Source organism: Clostridium sp. (genome assembly GCF_018372875.1).
GTDB lineage: Bacteria > Bacillota > Clostridia > Clostridiales > Clostridiaceae > Clostridium.
The window spans coordinates 1-1218 of sequence record NZ_JAHAIF010000107.1; the positions used below are offsets into that span (position 1 = coordinate 1).

A 1218-nucleotide genomic window follows, 5' to 3' on the forward strand; every position below is an offset into this window, starting at 1 on the left:
AAGAATATTTTATCATAAATCCTAAACTCGTAGAGTTTGGGATTTATTTTTTTACAAAAAAAAGAGCTACGCACTAATTATTTAGTGCGACAGCCCCTTCTTTTTATATGTTATCAATTTGCCAATCAATTTCTTGTTTATTAATACTTTTTAAGAATTGATTAGTTTTAGAAAAAGGTTTGCTTCCAAAGAATCCTCTTGTAGCTGAAAGAGGACTTGGATGTACCGATTGTATTATATAATGTTTAGGGTTAGTTATAAGTTTCTTTTTGCTTATAGCGTTATTACCCCATAAAATAAAAACTATAGGGTCCTTTCTTTCATTTAATTTAGATATTATCTTATCAGTAAAAATTTCCCAACCCTTATTTTTATGAGAATTTGCCTCTCCAGCTCTTACAGTTAATACTGTGTTTAATAAGAGAACTCCCTGATCTGCCCACTTTTTTAAGTATCCGTTATTAGGAATAGAACAACCTATATCCGTATGTAATTCTTTATATATGTTTCTTAAAGAAGGTGGTGCTTGTATACCTGGCTTTACAGAAAAGCTTAATCCGTGAGCTTGATTTGGACCATGATAAGGATCTTGCCCTAAGATAACAACTTTCACATCATTATAGTCTGTAAAATGAAGAGCATTAAAAATATCATATGCATTTGGATATATGGTTTTTGATTTATACTCCTCTATAAGAAATTGTCTTAATTTTTGATAATAGTCCTTATCAAATTCATTTTTTAATACAGTATTCCAATTATTCTTTAAAATTTGATTCATTTTATCACCCCTAAATATTATAACACAAATCGGCTTAATTATTGATTTTAGCTGTGTTGAGATTAATATATTGAATATTCTTTATATATATAATTTTCTCTAAAAGTAAAAAAACATAACCTTGTGTATCTATATAAGAATAAATAAGTAAAAGCTATATAAAAGCTAGTATATTAAGGATAATATAGATAAAATCAATAAATATAATTAGACAAATTTCTTGTATGTGATAAGATATGTCTTGTCCTTACGACAACGGTAAACAACTTAAAACAAATGAATCGAAGAAATTCAAAAAAAGTTGTTGACAAGTTTCGATGAGGGTGTTAAGATAAGCAAGTCGCTTGAGTGCGACACACAAATTGGTCTTTGAAAATTGAACAGAATATAAAGTTAAAAACCAGCAATTCTTTTTACGAGTAAACTTGAGAAATCAA

General features: G+C 27.8%; 1 protein-coding gene. It reads right to left on the minus strand.

The annotated features are described in order from the left end of the window. Positions 1–103 precede the first annotated feature (103 nt). Positions 104–781 (minus strand): uracil-DNA glycosylase, encoded by a 678-nt coding sequence (locus KIB46_RS16300; RefSeq protein ID WP_156561892.1) that lies wholly within the window; start codon positions 779–781, stop codon positions 104–106. Positions 782–1218: the final 437 nt, after the last annotated feature.

What these genes read in the sequence shown, in the direction of transcription:
- KIB46_RS16300 (WP_156561892.1), bottom strand. Translation starts at nt 781, where the DNA reads ATGAATCAAATTTTAAAGAATAATTGGAATACTGTATTAAAAAATGAA.